Origin of the sequence: Kitasatospora sp. MAA19 (genome assembly GCF_029894125.1) — a bacterium.
Taxonomy (GTDB): Bacteria; Actinomycetota; Actinomycetes; order Streptomycetales; family Streptomycetaceae; genus Kitasatospora.
In genome coordinates, this window is the sequence record NZ_JARXYZ010000038.1 from 56286 (window position 1) to 73766 (window position 17481).

13 protein-coding genes are annotated in these 17481 nt (G+C 71.0%); 12 read left to right on the plus strand and 1 reads right to left on the minus strand.

Going from position 1 to position 17481, the window contains the following annotated elements; all coding sequences use genetic code 11:
• Positions 1-239: 239 nt before the first annotated feature.
• From P3T27_RS35100 to P3T27_RS35110, 3 genes are all read left to right on the plus strand, one after another.
• Positions 240-1685 carry a gamma-aminobutyraldehyde dehydrogenase gene (locus tag P3T27_RS35100; RefSeq protein ID WP_280685346.1) on the plus strand — a complete coding sequence of 482 codons (1446 nt, stop codon included), beginning with the start codon at positions 240-242 and terminating at the stop codon, positions 1683-1685.
• Between the two features lie 301 nt (positions 1686-1986).
• On the plus strand, positions 1987-3345 hold the full coding sequence (locus tag P3T27_RS35105) for an aspartate aminotransferase family protein (RefSeq protein WP_280685347.1): 1359 nt from the start codon (positions 1987-1989) through the stop codon (positions 3343-3345).
• A 68-nt stretch (positions 3346-3413) separates the two neighbouring features.
• Complete coding sequence (locus tag P3T27_RS35110) at positions 3414-4613, plus strand: spermidine/putrescine ABC transporter substrate-binding protein (RefSeq protein WP_280685348.1); 1200 nt, start codon at positions 3414-3416, stop codon at positions 4611-4613.
• Positions 4614-4616: 3 nt separating this feature from the next.
• On the opposite strand, the gene P3T27_RS35115 is transcribed toward P3T27_RS35110, so the two are convergent.
• The gene (locus P3T27_RS35115; RefSeq protein ID WP_280685349.1) at positions 4617-6269 is read right to left on the minus strand and encodes a PucR family transcriptional regulator; all 1653 of its coding nucleotides are present in this window, start codon (positions 6267-6269) and stop codon (positions 4617-4619) included.
• Between the two features lie 362 nt (positions 6270-6631).
• Here P3T27_RS35115 and P3T27_RS35120 point away from each other — a divergent pair, with 362 nt between their 5' ends.
• From P3T27_RS35120 to P3T27_RS35160, 9 genes are all read left to right on the plus strand, one after another.
• Positions 6632-8143 carry a gamma-aminobutyraldehyde dehydrogenase gene (locus P3T27_RS35120; RefSeq protein WP_280685350.1) on the plus strand — a complete coding sequence of 504 codons (1512 nt, stop codon included), beginning with the start codon at positions 6632-6634 and terminating at the stop codon, positions 8141-8143.
• Positions 8144-8208: 65 nt separating this feature from the next.
• Positions 8209-9459 (plus strand): spermidine/putrescine ABC transporter substrate-binding protein, encoded by a 1251-nt coding sequence (locus tag P3T27_RS35125; protein ID WP_280685351.1) that lies wholly within the window; start codon positions 8209-8211, stop codon positions 9457-9459.
• 36 nt (positions 9460-9495) lie between these two features.
• A complete protein-coding gene (locus P3T27_RS35130; protein ID WP_280685352.1) occupies positions 9496-10638 on the plus strand; it encodes an ABC transporter ATP-binding protein in 1143 nt (380 codons plus the stop codon).
• Complete coding sequence (locus P3T27_RS35135) at positions 10635-11564, plus strand: ABC transporter permease (RefSeq protein WP_280685353.1); 930 nt, start codon at positions 10635-10637, stop codon at positions 11562-11564. The genes P3T27_RS35130 and P3T27_RS35135 overlap by 4 nt, the downstream gene beginning before the upstream one ends.
• Positions 11564-12367 carry an ABC transporter permease gene (locus P3T27_RS35140; protein ID WP_280685354.1) on the plus strand — a complete coding sequence of 268 codons (804 nt, stop codon included), beginning with the start codon at positions 11564-11566 and terminating at the stop codon, positions 12365-12367. The genes P3T27_RS35135 and P3T27_RS35140 overlap by 1 nt, the downstream gene beginning before the upstream one ends.
• A 79-nt stretch (positions 12368-12446) precedes the next feature.
• The gene (locus P3T27_RS35145) at positions 12447-13841 is read left to right on the plus strand and encodes an FAD-dependent oxidoreductase (protein WP_280685355.1); all 1395 of its coding nucleotides are present in this window, start codon (positions 12447-12449) and stop codon (positions 13839-13841) included.
• Positions 13842-14052: 211 nt separating this feature from the next.
• Complete coding sequence (locus P3T27_RS35150; RefSeq protein WP_280685356.1) at positions 14053-14484, plus strand: bifunctional DNA primase/polymerase; 432 nt, start codon at positions 14053-14055, stop codon at positions 14482-14484.
• A gap of 124 nt (positions 14485-14608) precedes the next feature.
• Complete coding sequence (locus P3T27_RS35155; RefSeq protein WP_280685357.1) at positions 14609-15403, plus strand: nucleotidyl transferase AbiEii/AbiGii toxin family protein; 795 nt, start codon at positions 14609-14611, stop codon at positions 15401-15403.
• 272 nt (positions 15404-15675) lie between these two features.
• Positions 15676-17199 carry a CoA-acylating methylmalonate-semialdehyde dehydrogenase gene (locus P3T27_RS35160; protein WP_280685358.1) on the plus strand — a complete coding sequence of 508 codons (1524 nt, stop codon included), beginning with the start codon at positions 15676-15678 and terminating at the stop codon, positions 17197-17199.
• Positions 17200-17481: the final 282 nt, after the last annotated feature.

The window sequence follows — 17481 nt, forward strand, 5'->3', positions numbered from 1 at the left end:
TCTTGGAAAACGTGTACGGATTTCATCGTCGGTGAGTGCTACGTCTGTCGATACCGGCAGTCGTGCGGCTACCCTGGCACGGTACGCGCGCCGCCCCGCAGCGCAGCGCGCGTTCCCCCAAACCAGTGGACCGCGCCGTCCAGGGCCCGGTCACTCGGCACCCTTCGTACGCCGGGCCCGCCGACGTACCATGGCGCCGGAATCTGCAACGCCGCAGGCCCAGACCGAGGAGAGACCCCGTGAGCGACCTTCGCACGCTGCGCAACTACATCAACGGTGAGTTCGTCGACGCGGCGGACGGCCGCACCCTCGACATCGTCGACCCCACCACCGGCGAGGTCTACGCGACGTCCCCGCTGTCCGGTGCCGCCGATGTGGACGCCGCCATGGCCTCGGCCGCCGCGGCGTTCCCGATCTGGCGCGACGCCACCCCGAGCACCCGCCAGAAGCTGCTGCTCAAGATCGCCGACGCGATCGAGGCGCGGGCCGACGAGATCGTCGACGCGGAGGTCCGCAACACCGGCAAGCCCCGCGCGCTGACTCTCTCCGAGGAGGTCGGCCCGATGGTGGACCAGATCCGGTTCTTCGCCGGCGCCGCCCGCCTGCTGGAGGGCAAGGCCGCCGGTGAGTACATGGACGGGATGACCTCGATCATCCGCCGTGAGCCGGTCGGTGTCTGCGCCCAGGTCGCGCCGTGGAACTACCCGATGATGATGGCGGTCTGGAAGTTCGCCCCGGCCATCGCCGCGGGCAACGCCGTCGTCCTGAAGCCCTCGGACACCACCCCGGCCTCCACCGTGCTGCTCGCGGAGATCATCGGCGGCATCCTCAAGGACCTGGAGCTGCCGGCCGGCGTCTTCAACGTCATCTGCGGCGACCGCGAGACCGGTCGGCTGATGGTCGAGCACGAGACCCCGGCGATGGCCTCCATCACCGGTTCGGTCCGGGCCGGCATCCAGGTCGCCGAGTCGGCCGCCAAGGACGTCAAGCGCGTCCACCTGGAGCTGGGCGGCAAGGCCCCGGTCGTGGTCTTCGAGGACGCCGACATCGCCGAGGCCGTCGAGGGCATCTCGGTGGCGGGCTTCTTCAACGCCGGCCAGGACTGCACCGCCGCCACCCGCGTGCTGGTGCACGAGTCGATCCACGACGCCTTCGTCGAGGCGCTGGCCAAGGCCGCGGCTGAGACCAAGACCGGCGGCGTGGACGACGAGGACGTGCTGTACGGCCCGCTGAACAACGCCAACCAGCTCAAGCAGGTGGCCGGCTTCATCGAGCGGCTGCCCGCCCACGCCAAGGTCGAGGCCGGTGGCCACCAGGTCGGCGACCAGGGCTACTTCTACGCCCCGACCGTCGTCTCCGGCCTGCGCCAGGACGACGAGATCATCCAGAACGAGGTCTTCGGCCCGGTCATCACCGTGCAGAGGTTTACCGACGAGGACCAGGCCGTGGACTACGCCAACGGCGTCGAGTTCGCGCTCGCCTCCTCGGTGTGGACCAAGGACCACGCCCGCGCCATGCGGATGTCCCGCCGGCTGGACTTCGGCTGCGTCTGGATCAACACCCACATCCCGCTGGTCGCCGAGATGCCGCACGGCGGCTTCAAGAAGTCCGGCTACGGCAAGGACCTGTCGTCCTACGGCTTCGAGGACTACACCCGGGTGAAGCACGTCATGACCGCGATCTAGCGGGTCATGGCCATCGGGCGCAGGATGACCGCGATCTAGCGGGTCATGGCCATCGGGCGCAGGATGACCGCGATCTAGCGGGTCGTGACCATCGGGCGCAGGATGACCGCGATCTAGCGGGTCGTTACCATTGGGCGCAGGATGACCGCGATCCGAGTACGCGCGTCCATCGGGTGAACTGACAATGGGCCCGGGTCTTTTCGACCCGGGCCCGGTGTCTTTGCATCCTGTCGGCCGTTCGCGTGACCGACTGACAAGATGAAACTGCCCTTCGGGGCCGGGACTCCCTAGCCTTACCGGCATGAGCATCCCCACCGCTGACTCAGCCGCCGGCCAGGCCGTCAAGGCCGCCGACCGCGCGCACGTCTTCCACTCGTGGTCCGCCCAGGCGCTGATCGACCCCCTCGCGGTGGCCGGCGCCGAGGGCTCGTACTTCTGGGACTACGACGGCAACCGCTACCTCGACTTCTCCTCCCAGCTGGTCAACACCAACATCGGTCACCAGCACCCGAAGGTGGTCGCGGCGATCCAGGAGCAGGCGGCGAAGCTCTGCACCATCGCCCCCGGGTTCGCCGTCGAGTCGCGCAGCGAGGCCGCCCGGCTGATCGCCGAGCGCACCCCCGGCGACCTCGACAAGATCTTCTTCACCAACGGCGGCGCCGAGGCGGTCGAGAACGCCATCCGGCTGGCCCGGCTGCACACCGGCCGGCAGAAGGTCATGTCGACCTACCGCTCGTACCACGGCGCCACCGCCAACGCGATCGCCCTCACCGGCGACCCGCGCCGCTGGGCCAACGAGACCGGCGTCTCCGGAGTGGTGCACTTCTGGGGCCCGTACGCCTACCGCTCCAACTTCCACGCCGAGAACGAGGCGCAGGAGTGCGAGCGCGCGCTGGAGCACCTGGAGCAGGTGATCGCCTTCGAGGGCCCCGGCACCGTCGCGGCGATCATCCTGGAGACCGTGGTCGGCACCGCCGGCATCCTGATCCCGCCGGCCGGCTACCTGGCCGGGGTGCGGGAGATCTGCGACCGCTACGGCATCGTCTTCATCCTCGACGAGGTGATGGCCGGCTTCGGCCGCACCGGCGAGTGGTTCGCCGCCGACCACTGGGGCATCACCCCGGACCTGCTGACCTTCGCCAAGGGCGTCAACTCGGGCTACGTCCCGCTGGGCGGCGTGGCGATCAACGCCGAGATCGCCGCCACCTTCGCCGAGCGGGCGTTCCCCGGCGGGCTCACCTACTCCGGCCACCCGCTGGCCTGCGCCTCGGCCGTCGCCACCATCAACGCCATGGCGGAGGAGGGCATCGTCGAGAACGCCAAGCACATCGGCGAGACCGTGCTCGGCCCCGGCCTGCGCGCGCTGGCCGAGCGGCACCCCTCGATCGGCGAGGTCCGCGGCCTCGGCGTGTTCTGGGCGCTCGACCTGGTGAAGAACCGCGAGACCCGCGAGCCGCTGGTCCCGTACAACGCCGCCGGCGCCGCCAACGCGCCGATGGCCGAGCTGGCCGCCGCCTGCAAGCAGCGCGGGCTCTGGCCGTTCGTCAACATGAACCGCTTCCACGTCGTCCCGCCGTGCACCGTCACCGCGGAGGAGGCCAAGTCCGGCCTCGCGGTGCTGGACGAGGTGCTGTCGCTCGCCGACGCGCACACCGTCTGACGTACCGATCGGACGGCCCCGGGTGTGTCGCGCACGCCCGGGGCCGTCCCACGCTCCGGAGGCCTCCCATGCTCAGCGCCACCACCCTGACCCGCCCCCGCAACTCCCGCTCGATACGCCGACGTTCGGTGCTCGGCGGGGCCGCGCTGCTCGGCGCCGGCACGCTGACCGGCTGCGGCATCCCGTCCGCCTACGTCGCCGAGGACCGTCGCTCGATCCCGGACCGCTCGGACCGCGAGAAGCGGCTCGCCTTCTCCAACTGGACGCAGTACATCGACACCGATGACGAGGGGCACCGGCCGACCCTGGACGCCTTCACCGAGCGGACCGGCATCGAGGTCACCTACACCGAGGACATCAACGACAACGACGAGTTCTTCGGCAAGATCAGCCCGGTGCTCACCCAGGGCGCCGACCCCGGCCGGGACCTCATGGTGATCAGCGACTGGATGGCCGGCCGGTACGTCTCGCTCGGCTGGGTGCAGGCCATGGACCGGGACAACCTGCCCAACGTCACCGCCAACCTGGACCCGCAGCTCGCCGATCCGGCCTTCGACCCCGGGCGCCGGCGCAGCGTGCCCTGGCAGTCCGGGATCACCGGCATCGCGTACAACCGCAAGGCGCTCGGCCGGGAGCTCAAGTCCACCGCGGACCTGTGGGCGCCCGACCTCAAGGGCCGGGTCACCCTGTTCGCCGGGCTGGACGAGGCGCTCGGGCTGCTGATGCTCTCCCAGGGCGCGAACGTCTCCCGGTTCGGCGACGACGACGCGCACCGGGCGATGGACATCGTGCAGAAGATGGTCGACACCGGCCACATCCGCCGCTTCACCGGCAACGACTACACCAGCGACCTCGCCTCCGGAGCGGCCGTCGCCTGCCAGGCCTACTCCGGCGACGCCGTCCAACTGACCGCCCAGAACCCGGACATCGAGTTCGTGGTGCCGGAGGAGGGCGGCGAACTGTGGGCGGAGAGCCTGCTGATCCCCAACCGGGCCCGGCACAAGCGCAACGCCGAGCTGCTGATCGACCACTACTACCAGCCCGAGGTGGCCGCCGAACTCGCCGCGTTCGTCCAGTACATCTGCCCGGTGCCGGCCGCCCGCGAGGTGCTGGCGGCCAGCGGCGACAAGGACAAGGCCGAACTGGCCGAGAACCCGCTGCTCTTCCCGACCGACGAGATGCGCGCCCGGCTGCACACCATGCGCGACGTCACCTCGGACGAGCGGCCCGCGCTGCACAAGGTCTGGGGGCGCATCACCGGGGTCTGACGGTCAGCGGCGGACGGCGTCCAGGGCGAGCAGCGCCACGTGCAGGGACAGGCAGGACTCCACCTGGTCGAGGTCGACGCCGAGGATCCGCTCGACCTTGTGCAGGCGGTCGTAGAAGGACGGCCGGGACAGGTGTGCGGCGTCGGCCGCCGCCGACTTGTTCCGGCCCTGCTCCAGGTAGATCCGCAGCATCTGCACCAACTGGCCGTTGTGCTCGGCGTCGTGGGCCAGCAGCGGGCCCAACTCCCGCTCCACGTAGGTCTGCAGCCGGGCGTCGTCGCGTAGCAGGTGGAGCAGGCCGCGCAGTCGGACGTCCGGCAGCCGGTAGTACGAGGCGGCCCGCCCGCCGGGTGCGTCGTGCAGGGCCGCGTCGGCGACCTGGGTGGCCTCCAGCAGGGTGCGCCGGGCGTCCCGGACCGAGCCGACCGAGGAGCCGACCGCGACCACCGGCGCCGGTACCGGGGCGTTCTCCCGCCCGGCCTCGGCCGACATCCGGCGCAGCGTGGCCGAGAAGGCGTCCAGCGCGGCGTGCTCGTCCTGCTGGGCGCCGAGCGCGATCAGCACGCCGACGCCCTCGTCGTCCAGCGCGCCGACCAGGGCGGAGAGCCGGCAGGCCCGCACGGCTCCGGCGGCCAGCTCGGTGAAGTCGCGCAGCCGGGCCTGCGCCTCCAGGGCGGCCGGGATCGGGCCGCGCCGCTGCCGCAGCACCACCCCGACCAGTCGGCGGCCCTCCAGCGGGACGCCGAGCGCCTGGGCGCGCAGGGCGACCTCGGAGACGGTCAGCGCGTGGGTGAGGACACCGGACAGCAGGGTGCGGTGGGTCTGCCGCTCCAGGCTCTCCCGGTCGCGCACCACCAGCCGGTTGAGCGCCAGCGCGGAGGCGCCGCGCTCCAGCAGCATGGTGTGCGGGTGCGCCTCGCCGCCGGGCAGCGCGCCCGGCTCCTGCACCAGGACCAGCCGGCCCCAGTCCTGGCCGCGGGCGCCGACCGTCGTCACCAGCCAGCCGCTGCGCGGGTCGTGGCCGGTGCGGCCGGGCGGGCGGACCCCGCGCGAGCGGCGCTCCCAGTCCTCCAGCAGCTCGGCCTCCGGGCGTCCGGCGGTGTCGTGGGCGAGCACCTGGTGGGCCAGGTTCTCCAGGACGACCGGCGCGCCCGCCATCCGAGCCACCTGGCGGATCACCTCGGGCGGCTCGGCGCCCTCCACCACCAGCTCGTTGAACACCTGGTGGACGGACTCGGAGATGCGCAGCTGCTCCAGCTGGGCGTTGACCACGAGCGCGTGCACGGCCTCGGTGACGGCGACGAAGCGCAGCTCGCGGCGGAGCGTGATCAGCGGCAGGCCGCGCTGCTCGGCGGCGTGCACCAGGGCGCGGGGCAGCGAGTCGAAGTAGCGCCGGCCGTACTCGACGACCAGGCCGGCGACCCCCACCTCGTCCAGCTCGCGGACGTAGCGGGCCAGGCCTTCGCGGTCGTCGGGCAGCGCGATGCCGGTGGTGAGCACCAGTTCGCCGCCCTGGAGCACCCCGGCGACGTCGGGCAGCTCGCTCACGTGGACCCAGCGGACCGGCCGCTCCAGGTGGTCGGCGCCGGCGACGACCTGGGGCAGGCCGCGCCGCATCACCTCCAGGTCGAGCACGCGGGCGACGGTGGGGAGCATCGCGGGGGCCTCCGGGGTCTCGGGGGGACCAGAGTGTCAGGTAAATCATCCATCCCGGCGACGACCTGTCGCCCTCGGTGAACCCTTGCACCCTGTAAGGCCCTTTACGCCGAGGTTGTCGCAGTGACCCTTGTCACGCCGGGGCGGTAACGGGCATGGTCAGCGGGTCGGCTGTGGCGAAAAACAGACCTCACGCCGGAATCCGTCGCGTTGACCGGAATGCAACAGCGGAATCCCTTGTCCGGAATCCGCCGGACTGCCAGGATCGCGCAACCCCGGTGATCAGCCGGTCGGATTCCCCCACCGCGGGAACCGTTGAATCCGTCGTGGGCAGTCGATCCACCGGCACTTGGAGGAACCAGATGGACCTGACCGACTTCGGCGCGGGCGCGCAGTACATCGCGGGCCGCCGGACCCGGGGGAGCGGCGAGCCTTTCCAGATCGTCAACCCCGCGAACGGCAGCGTGGTCGAGCAGGTCGCCCTGGCCACCACCGAGGACGTCGACGCGGCCGTCGCCGCCGCGAAGGCCGCCCTGCCCGGCTGGTCCGGCGCCACCCCCGGCGCCCGGTCCGAGGCGCTGACCAGGTTGGCCGCAGTCCTGACCGACGCGGGCGCCGACCTCGCCCGGGTGGAGACCGCGCAGACCGGCAAGCCGGTCAAGCTGGCCACCGAGTTCGACGTCCCCGGCACCATCGACAACGCCGTGTTCTTCGCGGGCGCCGCCCGCAACCTGGAGGGCAAGGCGGCCGGCGAGTACTCCGGCGACCACACCTCCTACGTGCGGCGCGAGGCGATCGGCGTGGTCGGCTCGATCTCGCCGTGGAACTACCCGCTGCAGATGGCCGCCTGGAAGATCCTGCCGGCGATCGCGGCGGGCAACACCATCGTGCTCAAGCCGTCCGAGCTCACCCCGCTCACCTCGCTGATGTTCGCGGCGGCCTGCACGGCGGCGGGCATCCCGGACGGCGTGGTCAACGTCGTGACCGGCGCCGGACGCACCACCGGTGAGCACCTGGTCTCGCACCCGGACATCGCGATGGTCTCCTTCACCGGCTCCACCCCGGTCGGCCGGAGGGTCGCCGAACTCGCCACCGCGAGCGTCAAGCGCACCCACCTGGAGCTCGGCGGCAAGGCCCCGTTCGTGGTCTTCGACGACGCCGACCTCGACGCCGCCGTGCACGGCGCGGTCGCCGCCTCGCTGATCAACGGCGGCCAGGACTGCACCGCCGCCACCCGCGCCTACGTCCAGCGCCCGCTGTACGACGCGTTCGTGGCCGGCGTGGCCGAGCTGTACGCCGCGATCAGGGTCGGCGACCCGCTCGACCCGCACACCGACCTCGGCCCGCTGGTCTCGTACACCCACCGGGACCGGGTGGCCGGCTTCGTCGAGCGCGCCCGCTCGTACGCCACCGTCGTCACCGGCGGCCGCGCGCCGGAGAAGGGCCACGACGGCACCGACCTCACCCGCGGCGCGTACTACCTGCCCACCCTGATCACCGGTGCCGCCCAGGACAGCGAGGTGGTCCAGGGCGAGATCTTCGGCCCGGTGCTGGTGGTGCTGCCCTTCGACACCGACGACGAGGGCCTGCGACTGGCCAACGACACCCCCTACGGCCTGGCCGCCTCCGCCTGGACGGGCAACGTGCACCGCTCGCTGCGCGCCACCCGGGAGATCGCGGCCGGGTGCGTCTGGGTCAACGACCACATCCCGATCATCAGCGAGATGCCGCACGGCGGCTACAAGGCGTCCGGCTACGGCAAGGACATGTCCCAGTACTCGCTGGACGAGTACACGCAGGTCAAGCACGTCATGTTCGACACCACCGCGGTCGCCCGCAAGGACTGGCACCGCACCGTCTTCGGAGACAGATAACACCGGCCAGGGGCGCCGCCCCCGGGTGCCCCGCTTCGACCTCTTACCCCCAGGAGGCCCGTTCCATGGCGTTCAACGAGTTCACCGACGGTCTGCCCGAACCGGTCCGCAAGGCCTGGGAACGCAGTCTGACCAGCGGCCGGGCCGCGATCGGCCGCCGCACCCTGCTGCGGGCCGCCGCGCTGACCGCCGGGGCGGGCACCCTGGCCGCCTGCGGCATCCCGGCGGCCAAGACCGCCGGCGGCGACTCGACCGCCAACGCCGCCAAGGACCTCTCGGAGACCGAGAAGGAGGTCAACTTCTCCAACTGGCCGCTGTACGTGGACACCGACGAGAAGGACAAGCAGAAGCACGGCACCCTGGACGCCTTCACCACGGCCACCGGCATCAAGGTCCGGTACAACGAGGACGTCAATGACAACGTCGAGTTCTTCGGCAAGATCAAGCCGCAGCTGGCGTCCGGCCAGGACACCGGCCGCGACCTGATGGTGCTCACCGACTGGATGGCCGCCCGGCTGATCCGGCTCGGCTGGGCGCAGAAGCTCAACCCGGCGAACGTCACCACCGCGATCACCAACGTCGACTCGCGCTTCCGCGCCCCCGACTGGGATCCGGGCCGGCTCTACTCCTACCCCTGGGCCGGCATCCAGGTCGTCATCGCCTACAACAAGAAGGCGACCAAGGGGAAGGAGGTCACCAGCGTCTCCCAACTGCTGGACGACCCCGACCTCAAGGGCCGGGTCACCTTCCTCTCCGAGATGCGCGACAGCATCGGGATCACCCTGCTGGACCTCGGCAAGGACCCGGCGAAGTTCACCGCCGACGACTACGACGCCGCCGTCGCCCGGCTGCAGAAGGGCGTCGACAGCAAGCAGATCCGCCGCTTCACCGGCAACGACTACGGCCAGGAGCTGTCCTCCGGCGACATCGCGGCCTGCGTCGCCTGGGGTGGAGACCTGATCCAACTGCGCGCCGACAACCCGGACATCGAGTTCGTCATCCCGGAGAAGGGCTACGTCTCCTCGACGGACAACATGCTGATCCCGGCCCGGGCCCAGCACAAGGCGAACGCGGAGAAGCTGATCGACTTCTACTATCAGCCGAAGATCGCGGCGCAGCTGGTCGCGGGCATCGGCTTCGTCTCCGCCGTCACCGGGATGAAGGAGGAACTCGCCACCCTCGCCCCGGACAGCGCGGCCAACCCGCTGGTCGTACCCACCCCCGAGATGGCGGCCAAGGCGCACGTGTTCCGCACCCTCACCGAGACCGAGGAGAGCGACTTCGAGCAGAAGTTCTCCAAGCTCATCGGCGCCTGACCCCCACTCCGGCAGAGAAGACCAGGAAGACACCCCATGACAGACCAGCAGCGCGACGCGGCCGCCGGCGGCGACGTCCGGCTCACCGGCATCGGCAAGACCTACGGCGCCTTCACCGCCGTCCACCCGCTCGACCTCACCGTCCCCCAGGGTTCCTTCTTCGCCCTGCTCGGCGCCTCCGGCTGCGGCAAGACCACCACCCTGCGCATGATCGCCGGCCTGGAGGAGCCCACCAGCGGCACCGTCCTGATCGGCGGCCAGGACGTCACCGCCCTGCCCCCGTACAAGCGGCCGGTGAACACCGTCTTCCAGAGCTACGCGCTCTTCCCGCACCTCGACATCTTCGAGAACGTCGCCTTCGGCCTGCGCCGCCGCGGGAAGAAGGACGTCAAGAAGCAGGTCGACGAGATGCTGGAACTGGTCGAACTCGGCCAGTACGCCCGGCGCAAGCCGCACCAGCTCTCCGGCGGCCAGCAGCAGCGCGTCGCCGTCGCCCGCGCCCTGATCAACCACCCGCAGGTGCTGCTCCTCGACGAGCCGCTCGGCGCGCTCGACCTCAAGCTGCGCCGCCAGATGCAGCTGGAGCTCAAGCGGATCCAGACCGAGGTCGGCATCACCTTCGTGCACGTCACCCACGACCAGGAGGAGGCCATGACCATGGCCGACACCATCGCGGTGATGAACGGCGGCCGGGTCGAGCAACTGGGCGCGCCCGCGGAGCTGTACGAGAACCCCGGCACCACCTTCGTGGCCAACTTCCTCGGCCAGTCCAACCTGCTGCCCGCCGAGGTCACCGGCACCGACGGCGGCGACCTGCTGCTCACCGCGGCCGGCGCCCGCCTCGCCGTGCCGAAGGCGCGCTGCGCCACCGACGCCAAGCAGGTCCACCTCGGCGTACGCCCGGAGAAGATCACCATCGCGCACGCCTCCGCCGAGGTCGCCGACGGCCGCAACCGGCTGGCCGGCACCGTCCTCGACTCCAGCTTCATCGGCGTCTCGACCCAGTACGTCGTGCGCACCGACGGCGGCCAGGAGGTCACCGTCTTCGAGCAGAACATGGAGCGCGACGCCCGGATCGTCCCCGGCGCCGCCGTGCTGCTGCACTGGAACCCGGCGCACTCCTTCGCCCTGGACGCCGCGCAGGCGATCGACGCGGGCACCGCGGAGGAGGCCGCATGACCACCACCACCCCGGCCGCGCCGCCGCAGGTCATCCCCCTGCCGGAGCCGGCGTCCAAGGTGAAGCGCAAGCTCACCCCGTACTGGCTGCTGCTGCCCGGCATCGCCTGGCTCGTCGTCTTCTTCGCCGTCCCGATGGTCTACCAGGCGTCCACCTCGCTGCAGACCGGCTCGCTCGAAGCGGGCTTCAAGGTCACCTGGCACCTCTCGACCTACTGGGACGCCCTGGTCGAGTACAAGTGGCACTTCGTCCGCTCGTTCTCCTACGCGGGCATCGCCACCGTGCTCTGCCTGGCCGTCGGCTACCCGCTCGCGTACACGATCGCCTTCAAGGCGAGCAAGCGCTGGCGCAACGTCATCCTGATCCTGGTAATCGCGCCGTTCTTCACCAGCTTCCTGATCCGCACGCTGGCCTGGAAGACCATCCTGTCCGACGGCGGGCCGGTGGTCGGCGTGCTCAACACCCTGCACGTCCTGGACGTCACCAACGCGCTCGGCCTCACCTCCGGTGACCGGGTGCTCGCCACGCCGCTCGCCGTGGTCTGCGGTCTGACCTACAACTTCCTGCCGTTCATGATCCTGCCGCTGTACACCTCGCTGGAGCGGATCGACCCGCGTCTGCACGAGGCCGCCGGCGACCTGTACGCCCGGCCGTTCACCACCTTCCGCAAGGTCACCTTCCCGATCTCGCTGCCCGGTGTGGTCGCCGGCACCCTGCTCACCTTCATCCCGGCCTCCGGCGACTACATCAACGCCCAGCTGCTGGGCTCGCCGAGCGAGCAGATGGTCGGCAACGGCATCCAGAAGCAGTTCCTGAACGTGCTCGACTACCCCACGGCGGCTGCGCTGAGCTTCATCCTGATGGCCCTGATCCTGGGCATGGTGACGGTCTACATGCGCAAGGCCGGGACGGAGGAACTGGTCTGATGTCCCGGATTATCAAGTGGATACGCACCCACCTGGTGGTGCTGGCCGGCCTGCTGGCCCTCGCCTACCTGGTGCTGCCCAACCTGGTCGTGCTCGCCTTCTCGTTCAACAAGCCGGTCGGCAAGTTCAACTACGAGTGGAACGAGTTCTCCACCGACGCCTGGACCAATCCCTGCGGCGTGGCCGACATGTGCCAGTCGCTCTCGCTCAGCCTGCAGATCGCGGTGCTCGCCACCATCGGCGCCACCGTGCTCGGCACCATGGTCGCCTTCGCCCTGGCCCGTTACCGCTTCCGCGGCCGCTCGGCCACCACCGCGATGATCTTCCTGCCGATGGCCATGCCCGAAGTGGTCATGGCCGCCTCGCTGGGCACGCTGTTCCTCAACATGCGCATCCCGTTCGGCTTCACCACCATCCTCATCGCGCACATCATGTTCTGCCTCAGCTTCGTGGTGACGGCGGTCAAGGCGCGCGTGATGAGCATGGACCCGAGGCTCGAACAGGCCGCCCAGGACCTCTACGCGACCCCCGTCCAGACCTTCCTGCGGGTCACCCTGCCGCTGGCCGCCCCCGGCATCGCCGCCGGCGCGCTGCTCAGCTTCGCGCTCTCCTTCGACGACTTCATCATCACCCAGTTCAACTCGGGCCCGACCACGGTCACCTTCCCGATGTTCGTCTGGGGCGCCTCGCAGCGCGGCATCCCGGTGCAGGTGAACGTCATCGGCACCGCGATGTTCATCGCCGCCGTCGCGCTGACCGTCGCCGGACAGTGGCTGGGCAACCGCCGGAAGGCCACCGCCTGACGTACGGTCGCGCGCCGTACCGTTGGGTCATGGTGGCCGAACAAACCATCGCCTAAGTACAGAAAGTGGCTGATAATGCATGGACTCCGCCCGCGCACTCAGTGACGCCAGGCCCACCCCCTTCTGGCTGGAGGATCCCGGTCGGCCGGCGGCCCTGCCCGCCCTGGTCGGCGACACCACCTGCGACCTGCTGGTCGTCGGCGGCGGCTACTCCGGCCTCTGGACCGCCCTCATCGCCAAGGAACGCGACCCCTCACTGGACGTCGTGCTGGTCGAGGGCAACGAGGTCGGGTGGGCCGCGTCCGGGCGCAACGGCGGATTCTGCGCGGCCAGCCTCACCCACGGCTTCGGCAACGGCCTGCAGCGCTGGCCCGCCGAACTCGCCCAGCTGGAACGCCTCGGTGCCGCCAACCTGGACGGCATCGAGGCCACCCTCAAGCGGTACGGCATCGACGCCGAGTGGGAGCGCACCGGGGAGATCGATGTCGCCACCCAGCCGCACCAGGTGGAGGAACTCCACGAGATCGCCGAGGCCGTCGCCCGGTACGGCTTCGACATCACCGTCCTGGACGCCGACGCGCTGCGCGCCGAGGTGAACTCGCCGACCTTCCTCGGCGGCCTCTGGGACAAGGAGGGCGTGGCGATGGTCCACCCCGCCAAGCTCGCCTGGGGCCTCCGGGACGCCTGCCTGGGCCAGGGCGTCCGGATCTTCGAACACACCCGGGCCACCGACCTGCGGGAGTACGGCAGCGGCATGGCCGTCCGCACCCCGTACGGGCGGGTCTTCGCCCGCCGCGTCGCGCTCGGCACCAACGTGTTCCCGTCGCTGGTCAAGCGGGTCCGCCCGTACATCGCGCCGGTGTACGACTACGCGCTGATGACCGAGCCGCTCAGCGACGAGCAGCTCGCCGCGATCGGCTGGCGCGGCCGGCAGGGGCTCGGCGACAGCGCCAACAAGTTCCACTACTTCCGGCTCTCCGCCGACAACCGGATCCTCTGGGGCGGTTACGACGCGGTCTACCACTACGGCGGCCACGTCCGGCACGAGTACGACCAGCGGCCGGAGACCTTCCGCACCCTGGCGAACCACTTCTTCCGCTGCTTCCCGCAGCTGGAGGGCCTGCGCTTCACCCACGCCTGGGGCGGTGCCATCGACACCTGCAGCCGGTTCTCGGCGTTCTTCGACACCGCCTACCGGGGCAAGGTCGCGTACGCGGCCGGGTACACCGGGCTCGGCGTCGGCGCGACGCGCTTCGGCGCCGAGGTGATGCTCGACCTGCTCTCCGGCGAGCGCACCGAGCGCACCTCGCTGGACATGGTGCGCAGCAAGCCGCTGCCGTTCCCGCCCGAGCCGGTGCGCTGGGCCGGGATCGAGATCACCACCCGGTCGCTGGAGCGCGCGGACCGCAACGGCGGCCACCGCAACCTCTGGCTGCGCACGCTCGACCGGCTGGGGCTCGGCTTCGACAGCTGACCGGGCAGCGATCCGCCCGGTTCCCGGGCCGTCCGGGTGCCCCGGGCATCCCGGGTGAGCCCGGGTGAGCCCGTGCGAGCGCATCCCGCGCATCCCGTGTAAGAGAGACCCGCCGTCCACCTCTTTCTTGGTGACGGCGGGTCTCGGTTTCCCCGCCGCGTCCTGACCGGGACGATCCGACCAGTACGAGCGGCAAGAAGCGGGGACAGACATGGAGATCACCGGACTGCACTGGCTCGCCCAGGTGGCACCGGACCCGGAGGCCTTCCGGGAACAGTGGGAGCGCACCGGGCTGGGCCTGATGCTGCTACCGGCAGGCCGCCGCTGGGACGTCCTCTCCGTCCCCGGACGGCTCGGGCGCCCGGCCCTGGAGGTTCTGGACAACGGCTCCCGCGGTCCCGTCCTCACCGACTTCGGGGACGAGCACGTCACCTTCCTGGTGCCCGTGGGCACCGCCGCCCGCTGGATCGGCACGGGCGTGCGCGCTGCCGGGGAGGGCACCTGGATCGTGGTCCCGCACCCCGAGCGAAGCAGCCGCGGGGTGCGCTGGCTGGTCCCACCCGACGGGTCCGGACGGCTCAACGACCCGGTGCTGCTGGAGCTCGCCCTGCACGAGGCCGCGGCCGGGCTCAGCGGCTGGTGAGACCGGACCCGGGCCGTCGGTGGTCTGGGCCGTCGGTGGTCCGGGGTGCGCGGTGGCCGTCGGGCGTCGGTGGCGCTGGGCTGCCGGTGGCGCGCGGGACGGGTGGTCGGGTCAGACTGGAGGCGTGACCACCGCCCCGGACGCCGTCGACGCGCCCCTTCGACCGGGCCCGGCCCAGCTGCGCCTCGCCGCACTGGCCGCCCCCGTCTGCGGCCGGTACGGGCTCGCCGTGGCCGGCGGGCACGCGTTGCGCGCCCACGGTGTCGCGGCCTGCCCGCAGGACGGACTCACCCTGGTGACCGGCGGTGCCGACCTGCCGGAGGTGGCCGCCGCGCTGGCCGGGGCCTACCGTGCGGCCGGCGGCGGGGTCGCCGAGCGCCCGGGCACGCCGCGCCTGGAACAGCTCACCGTCCGGCTCGCGCTCGGCGGGCGGTCGCACTCGGTGGAGCTGCGGAAGGAACCGCTGGCCCACCGGCCGGTCCGGTTCGACCTCGGCGCGCCCCCGTCCGGTGAGCCGCCGGTGGTCCTGCCTGTCGTCGCCCTGGAGGACGCCGCCGCGCTGACCACCGCGCTGCTGGTGGACCGGGGCATGCCGCGCGACCTGATCGACGTGCACGCCCTCACCGACTGCTACCGGGAGGGTGAACTCCTCGCACTGGCAACCGAGTTGGATGCCGACTTCCAGCCCGCGGCGCTCGCCGACCGACTGGAGACGCTGGCCGAGGCGGCGGACGGCCGGTTCCGCGCCCGGGGCGTCGCGGCGGAGGCGGTGGACGGGCTGAAGCGGTGGGCGCTCGTCTGGGCACAGGACCTGCGGCTGGACCTGCTGGAGACGCAGGAGGCCGCCGACGGTCTGCACGACCCGTACCTGGAGGACGAGGAGTCGCGGGACCCGTACCCGGAGGGCGAGACGTCCTGAGCCCCGGCGGGCGATCCGGATTCACGCTTTCGGCATTCACGCGTTCGGCATTCACGCGTTCGGCATTCACCTCTTCGGCCGAGCAACCGGACGACCTGTAAGGCTGAATCCGGGATCACCGTCAGCCTGTTCATTGAGGCCGGGCACGGTGGCCACCAGACTGGGAGACGAGCGCGGTAGCCCCGTGAATCCCGTCGCCCGGCCCACAAGCGGGCGGCGCCAGACAGGACCGGCGGCAGCATGCCGCCCGGGACTTCGGAGGCAGACGGACCTTGAGCAAGCACACCATTCACTGGATCGGCGGCAAGCCGGTCGCCACCGCCGGCGCGGCGCCCCGCCGCGGTGACATCTTCGACCCGGCCACCGGCCAGGTCGCCGGCCACGTCGACTTCGCCGAGATCGCCGAGGTCGACCAGGCCGTGGCCGCCGCCGCCTCGGCCTTCGCCGAGTGGCGCACCGCCTCGGTCGCCAAGCGCACCACGGTGCTCTTCGCCTTCCGCGAGCTGCTGAACGCCCGCCGCGACGAGCTGGCCGCGATCATCGTGTCCGAGCACGGCAAGGTCCACTCCGACGCGCTCGGCGAGATCGCCCGCGGTCTGGAGGTCGTCGAGTACGCCTGCGGCATCCCGCAGCTCGTCAAGGGCGGCTTCACCGAGCAGGCGTCCACCGGCATCGACGTCTACTCGATCCGCCAGCCGCTCGGCCCGGTCGCGATCATCTCGCCGTTCAACTTCCCGGCCATGGTGCCGATGTGGTTCTTCCCGATCGCCATCGCGGCCGGCAACACGGTCGTCCTGAAGCCCTCGGAGAAGGACCCGTCCGCCGCCAACTTCCTCGCCGAGCTGTGGAAGGAGGCCGGCCTGCCGGACGGCGTCTTCAACGTCGTGCACGGCGACAAGGCGGCGGTGGACCGCCTGCTGGAGCACCCGGACATCAAGTCCGTCAGCTTCGTCGGCTCCACCCCGATCGCCCGCTACGTCTACGAGACCGGCACCCGCTACGGCAAGCGCGTGCAGGCCCTGGGCGGCGCCAAGAACCACATGCTGGTGCTGCCCGACGCCGACCTCGACCTCGCCGCCGACGCCGCCGTCAACGCCGGCTTCGGTGCGGCCGGTGAGCGCTGCATGGCCGTGTCCGTCCTGGTCGCCGTCGACCCGATCGGCGACGAGCTGGTCGACAAGATCAAGCAGCGCATCGCCACCCTGAAGGTCGGCCCCGGCTGCAACGGCGACTCCGAGATGGGCCCGCTGGTCACCGGCCAGCACCGCGACAAGGTCACCTCCTACGTCGAGTCCGGTGTCGCCGACGGCGCCGAGCTCGCGGTGGACGGTCGCAAGCACCCGGTCACCGCCGAAGACAAGAACGGCGCCCCGACCTCGGACGGCTTCTGGCTCGGCCCCACCCTGTTCGACCACGTGAAGCCCGGCATGTCCGTGTACAACGACGAGATCTTCGGCCCGATCCTCTCCGTGGTGCGCGTCGCCTCCTACGACGAGGGCCTGGCGCTGATCAACGCGAACCCGTACGGCAACGGCACTGCCCTCTTCACCAACGACGGCGGTGCGGCCCGGCGCTTCCAGTTCGAGGTGGAGGTCGGCATGGTTGGCATCAACGTGCCGATCCCGGTCCCGGTCGCCTACTACTCCTTCGGCGGCTGGAAGTCCTCCCTGTTCGGCGACGCCCACGCGTACGGTCCGGACGGCGTGCAGTTCTTCACCCGCGGCAAGGCCGTGACCCAGCGCTGGCTGGACCCGTCGCACGGCGGCATCAACCTCGGCTTCCCCACCAACAGCTGAGCCCCGCTCCGCGGCCAGGCCGGCCGGACCCCTCTCCCCGGGGTCCGGCCGGCCCTTTGCGCTTTGCCCGCCGTTTGCATCCTCCCGCGATAGCGCGTAGAGTTCTTCGAGCTGCCTGGCAGGGAGCACCGGACACGCGATTGCGCGGACGGTCCCGAGGTAGCCAATCCTTCGAAACACCACTTCTCGGTTCGGGCTGGGTCGCGTCTTGTCGCGTCTCGGTTCTTATTCGGCGTGCTCGTTTTATTGGGTTGCGGTCGGATTCGCTTTTCGGAGCGGGGA

Bases quoted from the DNA above. Each gene is read 5' to 3' on its own strand.
- P3T27_RS35105 (WP_280685347.1), top strand. From the start codon at position 1,987: ATGAGCATCCCCACCGCTGACTCAGCCGCCGGCCAGGCCGTCAAGGCC.
- P3T27_RS35110 (WP_280685348.1), top strand. From the start codon at position 3,414: ATGCTCAGCGCCACCACCCTGACCCGCCCCCGCAACTCCCGCTCGATA.
- P3T27_RS35115 (WP_280685349.1), bottom strand. From the start codon at position 6,269: ATGCTCCCCACCGTCGCCCGCGTGCTCGACCTGGAGGTGATGCGGCGC.
- P3T27_RS35120 (WP_280685350.1), top strand. From the start codon at position 6,632: ATGGACCTGACCGACTTCGGCGCGGGCGCGCAGTACATCGCGGGCCGC.
- P3T27_RS35125 (WP_280685351.1), top strand. From the start codon at position 8,209: ATGGCGTTCAACGAGTTCACCGACGGTCTGCCCGAACCGGTCCGCAAG.
- P3T27_RS35130 (WP_280685352.1), top strand. From the start codon at position 9,496: ATGACAGACCAGCAGCGCGACGCGGCCGCCGGCGGCGACGTCCGGCTC.
- P3T27_RS35135 (WP_280685353.1), top strand. From the start codon at position 10,635: ATGACCACCACCACCCCGGCCGCGCCGCCGCAGGTCATCCCCCTGCCG.
- P3T27_RS35140 (WP_280685354.1), top strand. From the start codon at position 11,564: ATGTCCCGGATTATCAAGTGGATACGCACCCACCTGGTGGTGCTGGCC.
- P3T27_RS35145 (WP_280685355.1), top strand. From the start codon at position 12,447: ATGGACTCCGCCCGCGCACTCAGTGACGCCAGGCCCACCCCCTTCTGG.
- P3T27_RS35150 (WP_280685356.1), top strand. From the start codon at position 14,053: ATGGAGATCACCGGACTGCACTGGCTCGCCCAGGTGGCACCGGACCCG.